The organism is Gordonia otitidis (assembly GCF_020735545.1).
Taxonomy (GTDB): domain Bacteria; phylum Actinomycetota; class Actinomycetes; order Mycobacteriales; family Mycobacteriaceae; genus Gordonia; species Gordonia otitidis.
The window spans coordinates 4,481,455-4,496,491 of the sequence record NZ_CP085974.1 but is presented as its reverse complement, the minus strand read 5'-3'; the positions used below and the strand labels follow the sequence as shown (position 1 = coordinate 4,496,491).

At 66.4% G+C, this 15,037-nt stretch carries 14 protein-coding genes; 9 read left to right on the top strand and 5 right to left on the bottom strand.

Translation table 11 applies throughout. The annotated features are described in order from the left end of the window. Position 1 precedes the first annotated feature (1 nt). From LK459_RS20555 to LK459_RS20540, 4 genes are all read right to left on the bottom strand, one after another. On the bottom strand, positions 2-331 hold the full coding sequence (locus LK459_RS20555) for an urease subunit beta (protein ID WP_007239569.1): 330 nt from the start codon (positions 329-331) through the stop codon (positions 2-4). A gap of 109 nt (positions 332-440) precedes the next feature. After that, positions 441-743, bottom strand: a complete 303-nt coding sequence (locus LK459_RS20550; protein ID WP_007239570.1) for an urease subunit gamma — start codon at positions 741-743, stop codon at positions 441-443. 94 nt (positions 744-837) lie between these two features. Next, positions 838-2,085 carry a DUF6986 family protein gene (locus tag LK459_RS20545; RefSeq protein WP_227920419.1) on the bottom strand — a complete coding sequence of 416 codons (1,248 nt, stop codon included), beginning with the start codon at positions 2,083-2,085 and terminating at the stop codon, positions 838-840. Further along, positions 2,082-2,540 (bottom strand): PaaI family thioesterase, encoded by a 459-nt coding sequence (locus tag LK459_RS20540; protein ID WP_227920417.1) that lies wholly within the window; start codon positions 2,538-2,540, stop codon positions 2,082-2,084. Before LK459_RS20540 ends, LK459_RS20545 begins: the two co-directional genes overlap by 4 nt. Positions 2,541-2,838: 298 nt before the next feature. Between LK459_RS20540 and LK459_RS20535 the strand changes: the two genes are divergently transcribed. From LK459_RS20535 to LK459_RS20520, 4 genes are all read left to right on the top strand, one after another. Next, positions 2,839-3,237: a BlaI/MecI/CopY family transcriptional regulator gene (locus LK459_RS20535; protein WP_005206837.1), complete on the top strand. Its 399-nt coding sequence runs from the start codon at positions 2,839-2,841 to the stop codon at positions 3,235-3,237. 59 nt (positions 3,238-3,296) lie between these two features. Next, complete coding sequence (locus LK459_RS20530) at positions 3,297-4,247, top strand: M56 family metallopeptidase (RefSeq protein WP_227920415.1); 951 nt, start codon at positions 3,297-3,299, stop codon at positions 4,245-4,247. Between the two features lie 117 nt (positions 4,248-4,364). Beyond that, on the top strand, positions 4,365-5,825 hold the full coding sequence (gene gndA / locus LK459_RS20525) for an NADP-dependent phosphogluconate dehydrogenase (RefSeq protein WP_227920409.1): 1,461 nt from the start codon (positions 4,365-4,367) through the stop codon (positions 5,823-5,825). An 11-nt stretch (positions 5,826-5,836) separates the two neighbouring features. Continuing rightward, entirely contained in the window at positions 5,837-6,478 is a 642-nt protein-coding gene (locus LK459_RS20520; RefSeq protein ID WP_227920406.1) for a PIG-L deacetylase family protein, read from the top strand. 3 nt (positions 6,479-6,481) lie between these two features. Here the strand turns inward: LK459_RS20520 and LK459_RS20515 are convergent, their stop codons facing one another. Further along, entirely contained in the window at positions 6,482-7,504 is a 1,023-nt protein-coding gene (locus tag LK459_RS20515; RefSeq protein WP_227920403.1) for a glycosyltransferase family 2 protein, read from the bottom strand. Positions 7,505-7,662: 158 nt separating this feature from the next. Between LK459_RS20515 and guaB1 the strand changes: the two genes are divergently transcribed. The 5 genes from guaB1 (at position 7,663) to LK459_RS20490 (ending at position 15,029) form a co-directional block, all read left to right on the top strand. Further along, positions 7,663-9,102 (top strand): GMP reductase, encoded by a 1,440-nt coding sequence (gene guaB1, locus LK459_RS20510; RefSeq protein ID WP_227920401.1) that lies wholly within the window; start codon positions 7,663-7,665, stop codon positions 9,100-9,102. A 155-nt stretch (positions 9,103-9,257) separates the two neighbouring features. Continuing rightward, complete coding sequence (locus tag LK459_RS20505) at positions 9,258-10,664, top strand: hemolysin family protein (protein ID WP_227920398.1); 1,407 nt, start codon at positions 9,258-9,260, stop codon at positions 10,662-10,664. After that, complete coding sequence (locus tag LK459_RS20500) at positions 10,657-11,733, top strand: hemolysin family protein (RefSeq protein WP_007237637.1); 1,077 nt, start codon at positions 10,657-10,659, stop codon at positions 11,731-11,733. The genes LK459_RS20505 and LK459_RS20500 overlap by 8 nt, the downstream gene beginning before the upstream one ends. After that, on the top strand, positions 11,730-12,671 hold the full coding sequence (locus LK459_RS20495; RefSeq protein WP_227920396.1) for a 3-methyladenine DNA glycosylase: 942 nt from the start codon (positions 11,730-11,732) through the stop codon (positions 12,669-12,671). Before LK459_RS20500 ends, LK459_RS20495 begins: the two co-directional genes overlap by 4 nt. A 141-nt stretch (positions 12,672-12,812) precedes the next feature. Next, positions 12,813-15,029: a malate synthase G gene (locus LK459_RS20490; protein ID WP_007237639.1), complete on the top strand. Its 2,217-nt coding sequence runs from the start codon at positions 12,813-12,815 to the stop codon at positions 15,027-15,029. Positions 15,030-15,037: the final 8 nt, after the last annotated feature.

Genomic DNA, 15,037 nt, shown 5'->3' with positions numbered 1-15,037 from the left:
GTCAGTCGACCTTTCCCGGTGCGTCCAGCGAAATCCCGTACACCTCACGGGTTCCGCCGAGTGGAACGAGCGTCACGGTCATCTCGATACCGGGTTCGAAACGCACCGCAGTGCCCGCGGCGATGTCGAGGCGACGACCTCTCGCCGCAGCTCTGTCGAAGTCGAGGGCCGTATTCGCCTGCGGGAAGTGCACGTGACTTCCCACCTGCACGGGCCGATCACCGGAGTTGACCACGGTCAGCGTCACCGCGTCGGCGCCTTCGTTGAGTTCGATGGACCCCTCCGCGGCGATCACCTCGCCGGGTATCACCGATGGGCTGTTGTCTGACATGGCACCTCTTGTTCTCGAAGCCGCGTGTGCGTCACCGACCCACCGGGCACGGGACACGCGATGACGATCCTGAATCGGGTTGGGAGAAAAGCGTTCTGCGGCATCGCGATCAACCGATCGGATGATGCACGGTGACCAGTTTCGTCCCGTCGGGGAAAGTCGCCTCGACCTGGACGTCGTGCAACATCTCCGGCACACCGTCCATGACGTCCTCACGAGCGAGTACCTCGCGGCCCGAGGCCATCAGTTCGGCGACGCTGCGCCCGTCACGCGCCCCCTCGAGGACGTGATCGGTGATGACCGCCACGGCTTCGGGATGATTCAGTTTCAGACCCCTGCCCTGCCTTCGCCTGGCCAGTTCTGCGGCGTAGGAGATGAGCAACCGTTCTTGTTCATGTGGCGACAGGCGCACCTGAACCCCTCTTCACGACGATGTGGGGCGTACACCCCACTGTTGGTGTGGTCATCCTGCCACGCGCACTCGGCGACGGCGCGTCGAAGCGGCGTCACCCGTCGACGAGTGCGCCACCAGTGGCACGCAACTGCGCGAGACGGGGAGCAGTACACTGCGGCGCGAGCTCGGTGACCTCGGCCTCGGTGAAGGCACCGGCGGCCAGACCACGCCCGACGACGAGGGCCAAGGACATGGCCGTTGCCGGCTCGTCGACCACGTCGCCGCCTCGGCGCTCGAAGTAGCTCTGCAGACGCGTCACGGCTGTCGGCATGGCCGATCGGAAGAAGCCGGTGACGGCCGACCACCGGGTGACCAGATGTCCCGGGTGCATGTCCCAGCCCTGGTAGTAGCCGCGCTCGAGTGAACGGAGGACGAGCGAGTGATGCCGTCGCAACGCAGCTGCCACCTGGGCGTCGTCACCGGTCGGCATGACCTGGGTCGATCCGTCACTGAGCCACACACCCGTCTGCGCGGCCGCCGCCTGCATCACGTTCTTGGCGTGGTCGGCGACCGGATGTGCCAAGGACTGCTGCGCCGACACGACGCCGCATGCGGCGCTGTAGTCGTAGGTGCCGTAATGCAACCCACTGAGCCGCGGTGCACCGCGATGAACGGCCTGCGCCACCGTTGCGCGTCCGTCCGGACCGAGGATCGCCTGCGGGATCTCTATCTGCAGTTCGTACCGCAGCGCTCCGGCGGCAACGCCGTGCACGCGCTCGAATTCAGCGCACAACAGATTCACGGCGTCGACCTGCCGAACGTCACGCAGTTTCGGCACGGTGAAGACGAAACCGTCGGGGATCCCGCCGGCGGCGTCGAGGACGAGTTCGAGCGTCCGCAGACCGCGACTGCGTTCGACGGCGCCGAGCCCCTTGGCCCGCACTCCTGCCGACCGCGGGGCGTAGGGCCGTTGCCGCGTCCACGCCGCGAGTACAGAACCCGCGCGCCGGGCATCCGCGTCCTCGGTGGCGTCCGAACGCCATCCGTAACCGTCTTCGAGGTCGATGCGCAGGTCCTCGATCGGATTCGACCCCAATCGGGCGAGCGCGATCGCACGCACCTCCTGGTCGGCGATCTCGTCCAGCACATCGGACGCGGTCTCGGCGATTCGGAGAGCCTCGTCACCCCACGTGCGCGGCGTCTGTTCATCGACGTCGGCGGCGTTGATGTACACAGTGTGGACGGGCTGCGGATCGGTGCGGTCACCCGGATAGCGTGCGGCGAGTTCGGCATCGACGGGTTCGAGCAATTCCTCGACCGACCTGCGCACGTCCTCACCCACGGTGTGCCCGGCGTTCACGCCCCGTCTGCTCCCTGCGCACCCTCGGACCCGGCGCCCGCGGGCATGTCGATGTTCTGGAGCCGTACCTGCGACGTGGCCAACAACCTGCCGTTCTGGTCGGTCATCTCGACCTGCCACAACTGCTGTCGACGTCCCCGGTGGACAGGAGTCGAGCGGGCCGTGATCGTGCCGCTGGTCACCGAGCGGAGGAAGTCGGTGTTGTTGTTGACCCCGACGGCCGTCTGACCCGGCCCCTGCGCGGCCAGCCACACGAATGCACTGGTACTCGCGACGCTCTCCGCGATCGCGCAGTAGACGCCGCCGTGCACGATCCCGAACGGCTGGTGATGACGTGGCCCGATCTCCAGGGTCGCGACGACGCGGTCCTCACCCATCTCCGCGAACTCCAGACCCAGCATGGCGTCGAGTCCCTGCCCGAGGAACTGTTCGAGATTCTCCGTGTCAACTGTCATGCGAACAAGACTGTCACGACGATCACGGCTCGGCATCGCAGACCCTCGTCGCTTCGGTCCGGTTCGCCGCATCCCGGCGGAGTGGCCCCGGGAAGCGGAGGGGCCCAGGAACCAGTAAGCCCCACATCCCGTTGGGGATGTGGGGCTTACCGCGACGTGGACCGGGGGTCTCTGCAGCCCTCAGGACTCTCACGCGGTCCGACGTTGTCACGAATGTAGGCTAGCCTTACCAACGTTGTCAAGGCCATCGAGGGCAACTTGGCCCCGACGTCGAGCGATCAGAGGAAACGGCAGTAAAATGCGAAAGATGAACGGATTGGGTGACTTGGAGCGCGCGGTGATGGACTCCCTCTGGGAAAGCCCCACGCCGCAGACCGTCCGCCAGGTCCACGCGGACCTGTCCCGCGATCGGTCCCTCGCCTACACGACGGTGATGACCGTGCTCCAACGCCTGGCGAAGAAGAACCTCGTCACCCAGATTCGTGAGGACCGCGCACACAAGTACGTCCCGACGCATCCCCGCGAGGATCTCGTCGCCTCACTCATGGTGGACGCTCTGAGCGAGGCTCATGCGCCCGGATCACGTCACGCGGCGCTGGTCAGCTTTGTCGGTCGCGTCGGTGCAGACGAAGCCGCCGCACTTCGCCGCGCTCTCGATGAACTCGAAGCCGCCCGTGGAACACAGGAGACCAGCTAGATTCGCTCTTGCACGGTTGATTCACTCTCCTACACAGCCCACCGCTAGGACAGCACTCGATGACCGCACTCCTCTTCGGGATCATGACGCTGGTCTTCGTCGGTCCCGCACCGGAAGCACTGGCGCGAGCCCAGTGGCCGATCCGGGCACCGCGCGCTGCCATGACGCTGTGGCAGGCCATAGCGCTGGCGGCGGTGCTCTCCGCATTCAGCTGTGGCCTGGCGATCGCAGCCAACCTCCTCTCCCCCGGACCCGACGGCACGCCCACGACACATCCGCTTCGTGAGATGGAACGCGTCGGGGTTCCCCTGTGGATCGCCTACGTCGCGGTCTTCGCCCTCACTCTCATCATCGGCGCACGACTGATCTTCACGGTGATACGCGTCGGGGTGCGCACCCGAGCGCGGCGGGCAACACATCGTCAGCTCATCGACATCCTCGATCGGTGCGACCGTTCGGATCAGTCGAACCCGCTGTTCGGCCGCGACATCCGCATGATCGACGTCGAACAGCCCCTCGCCTACTGTCTGCCGGGCATCCGGCAACGCGTCGTGCTGAGTGGGGGAGTCGTCGCCCGGCTCTCCCGCGAAGAACTCGTCGCCGTCATCGCCCACGAGCGCGCGCACCTGCGTGCCCGCCACGACCTCGTCCTCGAAGCCTTCATCGCGCTGCACGAGGCGTTCCCCCGGTTCGTGCGCAGCTCTTCGGCTCTCGGGTCGGTCGAATTGCTCGTCGAGGCGCTCGCCGACGACCAAGCCGTTCGTGCGACAGCGCCGACGACCCTCGGACGGGCACTCGTGGCATGCGCCGACGCGGTCGCACCGCACGGAGCGATGGCTGTCGGTGGACCGACGACGCTGACCCGCGTTCACCGGCTACGCCACGACCGCGCCCCGATCTGGCTGGTCGCGGTGGCCTATTCGGGCGCTGTCGCCATCCTGGTCGTGCCGACCCTCGCCGTCGCCATCCCCTGGCTGACCGAGCTCGGTCGTCTCGTCTCCGCGCACTGACCAGCATCAGTCGTCGACCGGCGCACTGGGGCATGAGACCGCGGAAGGGCGACACGCGGGTGCGACACATCGGACACCACAGAACACAGCGAGCGCTCGAGGCAATAGTCTGGTGACATGACCAACTCCGCCACATCGTCCGCGTCGTCGAAGGCCCAGATCGGAGTCACCGGCCTGGCAGTCATGGGTTCCAACATCGCCCGCAATTTCGCTCACCACGGTTACACGGTGGCTCTGCACAATAGGTCGATCGCCAAGACCGATGCCCTCATCGACGAGCACGGTGGCGAGGGCGACTTCATCCGCACCGAGACGATGCAGGAATTCGTCGATGCCCTCGAGAAGCCGCGTCGCGTGCTGATCATGGTCAAGGCCGGCGATCCGACCGATGCGGTCATCTCCGAGCTCGCCGACGTCATGGAGGAAGGCGACATCATCATCGACGGCGGCAACTCGCTCTACACCGACACGATCCGTCGCGAGGCTGCGATGGCCAAACGAGGGCTCAACTTCATCGGTGCCGGCATCTCCGGAGGCGAAGAGGGCGCACTCAACGGCCCCTCGATCATGCCCGGTGGCCCGGCGGTGTCCTACGAATCGGTCGGCCCGATGCTCGAGAAGATCTCCGCGCATGTCGACGGCGAGCCCTGCTGTACCCACATCGGGCCCGACGGCAGCGGCCACTTCGTGAAGATGGTGCACAACGGCATCGAGTACGCCGACATGCAGCTGATCGGCGAGGCCTACGACCTGATGCGCCGAGGACTCGGCATGGCACCTGCGGAGATCGCCGACGTCTTCGCCGAATGGAACAAGGGCGAACTCGAGAGCTACCTCGTCGAGATCACCGCACAGGTCCTCGCGCAGGTCGACGCAGAAACCGGAAAACCGCTGGTCGACGTGATCGTCGACCAGGCAGGTCAGAAGGGCACCGGCCGATGGACGGTGAAGGCCGCGCTCGACCTCGGCATTCCGGTCACCGGTATCGCCGAGGCGGTGTTCGCCCGCGCACTGTCGAGTGCCGCCGATCAGCGGTCTGCTGCGCAGTCGCTCGCCTCCGGCACTCTCGCAGAAGCTCCGAAGGACAAAGAGCAGTTCATCGAGGACATCCGCAGGGCGCTCTACGCATCGAAGATGGTGGCCTACGCGCAGGGATTCGATGAGATCAGTGCCGGCAGCAAGGAGTACGACTGGAACGTCGATCGCGGGGCGCTCGCGACGATCTGGCGTGGCGGTTGCATCATCCGCGCCAAGTTCCTCAACCGCATCCGCGACGCCTATGCCGACAATGCCGATCTGCCGAGCCTGTTGCTCGCGCCGTACTTCACCGACGCGGTGGAGTCGTCGCTCGACAGCTGGCGCCGGGTGGTCGCCGCGGCGACCATGATGGGTGTGCCCGTCCCGGCGTTCGCGTCCTCGATCTCCTACTACGACGGGCTTCGCAGCGACCGGTTGCCCGCCGCCCTGACGCAGGGCCTGCGCGATTACTTCGGCGCTCACACCTACAAGCGGATCGACAAGCCCGGCACCTTCCACACACTGTGGGGTCAGGACCGGACCGAGGTGCAGACCGACTGAACTCCGACAACGTGTCCCGGGTTCTGGTGATCTCGCCGCACCTCGACGATGCGGTCTATTCGGCAGGGGCCGCGGTGTCGGCCTTCGACGATGCCGTCGTGGTGACGATGTTGGCCGGTCGTCCCGACCCGCCACAGCACACCGAGTGGGATCGGTCCACAGGATTCGCCTCATCGACCGAGGCCCTCGACGTTCGGCGCGCCGAGGACGAGAAGGCTGTTTCGGTTCTCGGCGCGCACGCGGTTCATCTCGACTTCCTCGACCAGCAATACGGCGGGGCGGATCCGGCAGCGCTCACCCGGGCGGTCGAGGAACAGATCGAGCGTCATCGCCCGGACCTCGTGCTCGGTCCTCTCGGCGTCAAGCACGCCGACCACAAGCTCGTGCGCAACTCCGTACTCGGGGCGCGGATACCGATTGCCCTCTGGATGTATGCCGACCTGCCCTACTGCAACTACAGCCGCAGCGACGAGATGGCGGCCCGCGACGCTTTGCGCTGGCGTGGATGCCGCCTCGACGACGTCCGTCCCCCCGCGGGTTCGATGGAATCCAAGCGGACGGCGGTCGACTGTTATGCGACTCAGAACACTCAATTCGATCTCGACAAAATCGTTGCGCGTGAGCGATTCTGGGCGGTCACCCGGGATCTGTGAGGGTCAACGACCGCGTAACACCCGCGCATACGCCGAGGGCGACGCGGCCATGCCGACCGCGAATGCCGCCGAGCGTAACTGGCCACCGGCCACCAACGGGACCACGTCGATCAGTCTCGATCGCCGCCGCGACTCGGCGAGCAGCGAACGCACGACATCGGGATCACCGGTGCCGGCCTGCGCTGCGCGCATCGCCATGTGTGCCGCGGGGATGAGGACCTCCCGATACCGGAACGCGCGGGCAAGCGCTCTGTTGCGGCTCGATCCCCACAGTGCGTCCGTGTCGACGAGATCGGGCGACAAACATGCCACCTCGTCGCCCATCGCGAAGACATCGGCGGTGTGGGTACACGTCACCTGCGACGTGGAGTCGGAATGTTGCCGGTATCGGAGCATCGGGTCGTCGACGAGCGCCACCCGGCGAGCGCGCAACGCGATGCGCAGGGTTGCCGCCATGTCCTCGTATGCGCGGCGCTCGTCCCAGGGGGCGTCGCCGAGAACGCTGCGCCGGAACAGTCGCGCGGGCGGATAGGCCTTCACCCTGCCCCGCATCAGCATCCGGGCGAACTCGACACCGGTGACCGACGCCCGCCGTGGGTGCCGTCGCTCGGCGACGACGAGCTCGCGCCCGTCGAGGTCGACGAACATCGTCCGACAGGAGGCGAAGTCGGCGTTCTCGCGCATCATCGCAGCCGCCATGTGTTCGACGAACGCCGGTGCAGCGAGGTCGTCGCTGTCGAAGAACCACACGACGTCGCCGGTCGACGCTCGCAGACCTGCGTTGCGTGCGAAACCCGCACCGTGGTTGCGATCGAGTGCGAGGACGCGGTAGTCGATACGGGCGGTCTCGAGGATGCCCGTCGCGATCGCCATCGATCCGTCGCCGCCGTGATCGTCGACCACGACGATCTCGTCGACGGGCCGCGACTGACCGAGGATCGCACGCAGGGACGCCTCGATGTATTGCGCGCTCCGGTACACGGGTACGACCACCGAGACACGCACCGTACCCGGGGCAGCCGCCACCTCTCCCACCTCGTCTCCCCGGATGCCGATCCGCTCACAGCGATTTCCCAGACAGGTTAGCCTACCCTTTATCGAACGTGAAGAGTCCGATCACCCGACGCCGCCGACGCGAACACCACGCAGGGCGCGTGACGTACCGACCGGTACAGTGTGTGTACGTGCGCTTTCTCTCGGGACACTCCCCCGCCTACGACCTCACATACGACGACGTGTTCGTCGTCCCCTCACGTAGTGAGGTGACCTCCCGCTTCGACGTCGACCTCGCGTCGTCCGACGGTTCCGGTACCACCATCCCCGTCGTCGTCGCCAACATGACCGCGGTCGCCGGCAAACGAATGGCAGAAACCGTTGCTCGACGCGGCGGTCTGGTCGTCTTGCCGCAGGATCTGCCCATTCCGGCGGTCGAGTCGAGCATCTCGTTCGTGAAGTCTCGCGACCTCGTCGCCGACACCCCGGTCACGCTCCGCCCGGACGATTCGGTCAGCGACGCGCTCGCGCTGATCACCAAGCGGGCGCACGGCATCGTGGTCGTCGTCGACAACGGCGGCCGACCCGTCGGCACCGTGGACGAGGCGGCGTGCACCGACGTCGACCGGTTCACCCGACTCGGCGACGTACTCGATCGCGGTTTCGTGTCGGTCGACGCGGGCACCGAGGTCCGGGAAGTATTCGAGATCCTCGACGCCGCGCACCAGCACGCGGCCATCATGCTCGACGGAGACGGTCGTCTCACCGGCGTGGTGACCAGGACGGGCGCACTGCGCAGCGGCATCTACCGACCGGCCGTCGACGACGAGAACCGACTGCGGATCGCCACGGCGGTCGGCATCAACGGGGACGTCGTCGGCAAAGCGAAGGCACTTGTCGCCGCGGGATCGGATCTGCTGGTCATCGACACAGCGCACGGCCACCAGGAGAAGATGCTCTCGGCACTCGAAGCCGTCGCAACGGCCGATCTCGGCGTCCCCCTGGCAGCAGGAAACGTCGTCTCGGCCGCAGGCACGCGCGACCTGGTCAACGCAGGCGCAGACATCGTGAAGGTCGGCGTGGGTCCGGGCGCGATGTGCACCACCAGGATGATGACCGGCGTCGGGCGACCGCAGTTCTCCGCGGTCGCCGAATGCTCGACGACCGCGACGGAACTCGGCAAGCACGTGTGGGCGGACGGCGGGGTACGGCACCCGCGTGACGTCGCACTCGCCATCGCCGCGGGTGCGTCGAATGTGATGATCGGATCGTGGTTTGCCGGGACGTTCGAGTCGCCCGGCGACCTGAAGAGCGATTCCACGGGCGCGCTCTACAAGGAGAGCTTCGGCATGGCGTCCAAGCGCGCCGTGGCCGCACGCACATCCGGCGACAGCGGATTCGACCAGGCCCGAAAGGCCCTGTTCGAAGAGGGCATCTCCAGCTCACGGATCAAGCTCGACCCCGAGCGTCCCAGCGTCGAGGACCTGATCGACCACATCTGTTCGGGCGTGCGCAGCACGGCGACCTACACGGGCGCGAGGTCGCTCGGCGAACTACGTGAGCGGGTGGTTCTCGGTGTCCAGTCGCCCGCCGGGTTCGCCGAGGGCAAACCGCTACCGACGGGTTGGTGAGCGGTCGCGGTCGCCGCACCTAGAATGGTCCCCATTGCCCACGGAGTGCACCGACTCCGTGCCGCACTCCCCGCCACTCGGTGCGTCATGGAGGGATGGCCTGTGCCACAGGCACCGGACGTGCCCGCTCCACCACTGCCCGAAGGTGATTCGTCGTGCAGGCATTGATCATCGTCGGCAGCCTGATCGGGTTCATCGCGCTCACGCTCGGTACCGCGATCTTCGTTGCCGCCGAATTCTCGCTCACCGCGCTCGAGCGGTCCGCCGTCGAGTCCGAGGTCGCCCAGCGTGGCGACCGACGTTCGCGCATCGTGCAGCGTGCGCACCGAACGCTGTCATTCCAGCTCTCCGGCGCCCAACTCGGGATCACGATCACGACGCTGATCACGGGCTACATCGCAGAGCCGGTGCTCGCGCTGATCCTCGAACCCGCGTTTCGGGCCATGGGTGTCAGCGAGTCGGTGGCTTCGGTCATCTCGTTGATCCTGGCGCTGCTCATCGCCACCTCACTCTCGATGGTGCTCGGTGAGCTGGTGCCGAAGAACATCGCGATCGCCCGCCCGATGGCTGTGGCGCGCGCGACAGCGGGCCCGCTCGCCTATTTCTCGCTGGCGTTCCGTTGGGTCATCAAGGGACTCAACGGTGCCGCGAACTGGATCGTCCGCCGATTGGGTATCGAGCCCGCCGAGGAACTCCGCTCCGCTCGGTCCCCGTCGGAATTCGGCTCGCTCGTCCGCAACTCTGCGAAGCAGGGGTCCATCGATCCGGAGACGGCGATGCTCGTCGACCGGTCCCTCAAGTTCGGTGAGCTCACCGCGGAGGATCTGATGACACCCCGGGTGACGGTCGAGTACCTCGACCGCGACGACACGATCCGCGACCTGGTGATGGCGACGTCTCGGACGGGACATTCCCGCTTCCCCATCGTCAACGACGGCGACCTCGACGACATGATCGGCGTCGTCCACATCAAGCAGGCGTTCACCGTGGCCCCCGAAGAACAACTGTCGACAAGTCTCTCGTCGATCGCGCGGTCGGTGCCGACCGTACCGACCACCCTCGACGGCGACGCCCTGATGGAGCAGATCCGCGCCGACGGCATGGAGGTCTGTGTGGTGATCGACGAGTACGGGGGTACTGCGGGGATCGTCACCACCGAGGATCTGATCGAGGAGATCCTCGGTGACGTCACCGACGAGCACGACGACGAGCGCGCGGATGTCCAGGTCGACGACAACGGCTACCTGCTGTCCGGGCTGCTGCGCATCGACGAGGTCGCCGACGCCACCGGCTACCGCGCGCCCGATGGCCCTTACGACACCCTCGGCGGGCTCGTCATGCACGAGTTGGGCCGCATCCCGACCTCGGGAGACTCGGTCGACCTACCCGTGGTGGTGACCCTGCGCGAGGACGACGAGGACGAGTCCGACGAGGAGTTCGACACCACCCCGTGGAACGCCACGGTGGTGCAGATGGACGGCCGCCGCGTCGATGTCGTGCGCCTGACACCGATCGCCGTGGCCGACGGCGGTGCCGACGTCTCGGAGGCGCGCGATGAGTGACATCTGGGCGGTCGTCCTCACCGTCGTGTTGCTCGCGGGCAACGCCTTCTTCGTCGGGGCCGAGTTCTCCCTGATCTCGGCTCGACGTGACCGTCTGGAGGCGCTTGCCGAGAGCGGGAAGTCGCGCGCCAGGACTGTGATCCGTGCGAGCGAGCATCTGTCACTGATGCTCGCTGCCGCTCAACTCGGCATCACGATCTGTTCGATCCTGCTCGGACGTGTCGGCGAGCCTGCCGTCGCGCACATCCTCGAACTGCCCCTCGAGGTGGCGCACGTCCCCGACTCGCTGCTGCACCCGATCTCGTTCGCCGTCGCACTCGGCCTGGTTGCCGTACTGCACATCCTGCTCGGCGAGATGGTGCCGAAGAACATCGCACTCGCCGGACCGGAGCGGGCGGCGATGCTCCTCGTCCCGATACACCTGGGATTCATCAAGATCGTCCGACCACTGATCGCGTTCTACAACTGGTTGGCCAACATCACCCTGCGTGCGCTGCGCGTCGAACCGAAGGACGAACTCGACTCGACCGTGTCGCCGGTCGAACTCGCACAGATGCTCGGTGAATCGCGCGAAGAGGGACTCATCGACGCCGAGGAACACGAGCGACTGACCCGTGCCCTGCGGTCGGTGGCGCGCACGGTGTCGGAGGTCATGATCCCGCTCGATCAGATGCGCAGCGTCGACGTCGAGGTCGACCCCGTCACCGGTGGCGTCGGCCCCACCCTCGGGTCGGTCGAACGAGCTGTCAGCGATACCGGGTTCTCCCGCTTCCCGGTGCGCGGCCTCGACGGTACGTTCACCGGCTATCTTCATCTGAAGGACGTGCTCGACGACATCCTCGACGACAACGTCGGTCAGGATACGATCATCGGCGTAGACAAGATCCGACCGCTGCCGGTCATCGGGGCCGACACCCCACTCGACGATGCGACGAGAGCCCTGCGGCGAACCAGCTCGCACCTCGGCGCGGTGGTCGACGACTCAGGACGCACGATCGGCATCGTGGCGCTCGCCGACCTCGTCGAGGAGTTCGTTGGCACCGTCCGCGATGAGACGCACCGGGTGTGACCGTGAGTCGGCCGACAACTGCTGCAGCCGGTACCCGCGGCATCGTCGAACTCACGTCGGAGGAGTGGCTTGCGCGTGTCGACGAGCACGCGGCGCGCGTCGAGGCCCTCGTCGGCCCATACCTGCGATCTCGGGCACGTGGCGAGGCGCACCCGGTCCTCGACTTCCTGTTCACGTACTACTCGGCGCGCCCCTCACACGTCCGACGCTGGCATCCGGGCCACGGGGTCATGCTGAACCCGCCCGATCATCGTGTCGGTCGGGGTGATCGGGCGACGCGCATCCTCGACGAGATGTCGACGCTGCGCGGGTACACACGGACCCCGTCGGGCGGGGTGACGGTCGACGCCGCCTTCCTCGACGCACGGCGCGGAGCGCTTCTGTCGACCTGCGCGCTCCTCGACGCGACAGCCGCCCGCCCCGCCCGCCTGGGATGCTTCGGTCTGCACGAGTGGGCGATGGTCTATCGCACCGACAGTCCGCGCCACGAGGTGCCGCTGCGGCTCGGACCGGCAGCAACCGACGCCGTCGTCGAATCGATGCCGCTGCGGTGCACCCACTTCGACGCGTTCCGCTTCTTCACCGACTCCGCGCGCCCCCGCAACGAGACGGCGTTGACCCGCGATGGTCAGATCGACAACGAGCAACCCGGATGCCTCCACGCCACGATGGATCTGTATCGCGCATGCATCACACTGGCGCCGTTGGTCCCCGCCGATCTGACGTTCGCGGCCTTCGAACTCGCGCTCGTAGCACGCGAACTCGACATGCGGGCGAGTCCGTACGATCTTCGTGCACTCGGCTACGCCGCTGTCGAGATCGAGACACCGGCCGGCCGCGCCGAGTACGTCCGCGAACAGTCCGACATCGCCGTCCGTGGTGCTGACCTGCGGAGTCGGCTCCGATCCCACCTCGGAGCGCTCCTCGACGCCTCCTGATGGCGCGATTTGCCTCCCGAGTAACATGGAGCGCGTTCACGATCGCCCCTGTTGTCCCGATGAGGGCTGATGACGTGCGCGGATTCGACACCGAAACCTCGGCGACAACAGCCTCCGGGCCACCGGAGAAGGAAGGCTCTTATGTCGGACTCGACCCCCGCCCTTGACTCCACCGCCCGCACGAACGTGGAGGGCCTGCAGGTCGCCACCGTCCTCTACGACTTCGTCAACGACGAGGCGCTCCCGGGCACCGGAGTGGACAAGGACACGTTCTGGAAGGGTGCGGCCGCGGTCATCAACGATCTCGCGCCCCGCAACCGCGAGTTGCTCGCGGTGCGCGACGACCTCCAGTCGAAGATCGACACGTGGCACCGCGACCACAAGGGCGCCGACTTCACCGATCCGGCGGTGTTCGGCGAGTACAAGCAGTTCCTCACCGACATCGGTTACCTCGCCGACGTTCCCGCCGACTTCCAGATCCGCACGAGCAACGTCGACCGCGAGATCGCCGAGACCGCGGGCCCGCAGCTCGTCGTCCCGATCCTCAACGCACGCTTCGCGCTCAACGCCTCCAACGCACGGTGGGGTTCGCTCTACGACGCCCTCTACGGCACCGACGTCATCAGTGAAGAGGGTGGCGCGGAGAAGGGCAAGGGCTACAACAAGGTTCGCGGCGACAAGGTCATCGCGTACGCAAAGGGTTTCCTGGACAAGTCCGTTCCGCTCGAGCAGTGCAGCTACACCGACGTCACCAGGTTCGCCGTCGTCGACTCGGCTCTGCAGGTCACCCTCGCCGACGGTACGACCTCGACACTCGCCGATCCCTCCGCGTTCGTTGGGTTCACCGGCGATCCCGCGTCGCCCTCGTCGGTTCTGCTGCGCCACAACGGCCTCTACCTCGACATCGAGATCGACCCGTCGTCACCGATCGGGCAAACCGATCCGGCAGGCATCAAGGACGTGGTGATGGAGTCGGCAGTCACCACGATCATGGACTTCGAGGACTCCGTCGCCGCTGTCGACGCCGACGACAAGGTTCTCGGCTACCGCAACTGGCTCGGGCTGAACAAGGGCGATCTGTCCGAGGAGGTCTCCAAGGGCGGCAAGACCTTCACCCGCGTGCTGAACCCCAACCGCACCTACACCGCACCCGACGGATCGACCTTCGATCTGCACGGACGCTCGCTGCTGTTCGTGCGCAACGTCGGCCATCTGATGACCAACCCCGCCGTTCTCGACGCCGACGGCAACGAGGTGCCCGAGGGAATCCTCGACGCGTTGTTCACCTCACTCGCGGGCATCCACGGGCTCAACGAGGACGGCCTGCAGAACTCGCGGACCGGTTCGATCTACATCGTGAAACCCAAGATGCACGGGCCCGACGAGGTCGCGTTCACCGTCACGCTGTTCGACCGGGTCGAGAAGGTCCTCGGTCTGCCGGAGAACACCCTCAAGGTCGGCATCATGGACGAGGAACGTCGCACCTCGGTGAACCTCAAGGCATCCATCAAGGCAGCAGAGGATCGGGTGGTGTTCATCAACACCGGCTTCCTCGACCGCACGGGCGACGAGATCCACACCTCCATGGAGGCCGGTGCGATGATCCGCAAGGGCGAGATGAAGAAGGCCAAGTGGATGCTCACCTACGAGGATTCCAACGTCGACATCGGCCTGCATGCGGGGCTGCAGCACAAGGCACAGATCGGTAAGGGCATGTGGGCCATGACCGATCTGATGCGCGACATGGTCGAACAGAAGATCGCGCAGCCAGAGGCGGGCGCGAGCACCGCGTGGGTGCCCTCGCCCACCGGCGCGACCCTGCACGCGATGCACTATCACCTCGTCGACGTGTTCGAGCGACAGGACGAGATCGCCAAGCGCGATCCGGCATCGGTCGACGACATCCTGACCATCCCGCTCGCACCGAAGACCGACTGGTCGGACGCGGAGAAAAAGGAAGAACTCGACAACAACTGCCAGTCGATCCTCGGCTACGTGGTCCGCTGGATCGATCACGGTGTCGGATGTTCCAAGGTGCCCGACATCCACGACGTCGCGCTCATGGAGGACCGCGCAACGCTGCGCATCTCGAGCCAGCTGCTGGCCAACTGGATTCATCACGGCATCGTGACCGCAGACGACGTCGTCGCAGCGCTCGAGCGCATGGCACCGGTCGTCGACCGACAGAACGCCGACGACCCCACCTACTCCCCGATGGCCCCGGATTTCGACACGAATATCGCATTCCAGGCCGCGAAGGAACTTATCCTCGAGGGAGCGAAGCAGCCGAGCGGCTACACCGAGCCGATCCTGCATCGCAAGCGCCGCGAGTACAAGGCTGCTGCGGCCAAGGCGTGAGCACGCGT